Annotated in this window: 1 protein-coding gene; it reads left to right on the top strand. The window is 74.9% G+C overall.

Going from position 1 to position 1,270, the window contains the following annotated elements:
• On the top strand, nucleotides 1-1,270 hold a 1,270-nt coding region (locus ACJA3G_RS37195), incomplete at both ends, for an MFS transporter (RefSeq protein WP_406557424.1).

The following is a 1,270-nucleotide window of genomic DNA, read 5'->3' on the forward strand; positions in this document are numbered from 1 at the left end:
CTCCGACCCCAGCACCCCCGGCATCCTCGGCAAAACCCACCGCGCGCTCAGCATCGGCACCATCGCCGTCGTCGTCCTCATCGCCTTCGAGGCGACCGCCGTCGGGACCGCCATGCCCGTGGCGGCGCGGGAGCTGGACGGGGTGTCGCTGTACGCGTTCGCGTTCTCCGCGTACTTCACCACCAGCCTGTTCGGCATGGTCGTCGCCGGGCAGTGGGCCGACCGGCGCGGGCCGCTCGGGGCGCTGGCGGTCGGGATCGCGGCGTTCGGGGCGGGGCTGCTGCTGTCCGGGACCGCGGTGAACATGTGGACGTTCATCGGCGGGCGGGCCGTGCAGGGGCTCGGCGGCGGGCTGGTCATCGTGCCGCTGTACGTCGTGGTTGGGCGCGCCTACCCCGAGCACATGCGGCCCGCGATCATGGCCGCCTTCGCGGCGAGCTGGGTGGTGCCCTCGGTGGTCGGGCCGCTGGCCGCCGGCAGCGTCACCGAGCACCTCGGATGGCGGTGGGTGTTCGTGGGCATTCCCGTACTCGTCGTCTTCCCGCTCGCGCTCGCGCTGCCCGCCATCCGCCGGATGGCCTCCGGGCCCGCCGACCCGGACGCGCCCGCCCAGCCCTTCGACCGCCGCCGTATCCGGCTCGCGCTGATGATCTCGCTGGGGGCCGGGCTGCTCCAGTACGCCGGGCAGGACCTCCGCCCGCTCTCGCTCCTGCCGGCCGTGGCCGGCGCCGCGCTGCTGGTACCCGCCGTCGCGGGGCGGCGCGCGCTGCTGCCGCGCGGTACGTACCGCGCGGTGCGGGGGCTGCCGTCCGTCGTACTGCTCCGGGGGATCGCGGCGGGGTCGTTCATCGCGGCCGAGTCGTTCGTACCGCTGATGCTCGTGACGCAGCGGGGGATGTCGCCGACCATGGCCGGGCTGTCGCTGGCGGTGGGCGGGGGGACGTGGGCGCTCGGCTCGTACGTGCAGGCGCGGCCGTGGGCCGAGCCGTACCGGGAGCGGCTGATGGTGGTGGGGATGCTGATGGTCGCCTCCGCCATCGCGGCGGCGCCGAGCGTGCTGGTCTCGTGGGTGCCGGTGTGGGTGGTGGCGGTTGCCTGGGGCGTGGGGTGCTTCGGCATGGGCATGGTCATCGCCGCGACGAGCGTGCTGCTGCTGAAGCTCTCGGCGCCGGAGGAGGCGGGGACGAACTCCGCCGCCCTCCAGATCTCGGACGGCTTGTCGAACGTGCTGCTGCTCGCGGGCGGCGGGGCGGCATTCGCGGCGCTGGGC

Origin of the sequence: Streptomyces sp. YS-3, from assembly GCF_045257485.1 — a bacterium.
Classification (GTDB): Bacteria; Actinomycetota; Actinomycetes; order Streptomycetales; family Streptomycetaceae; genus Streptomyces.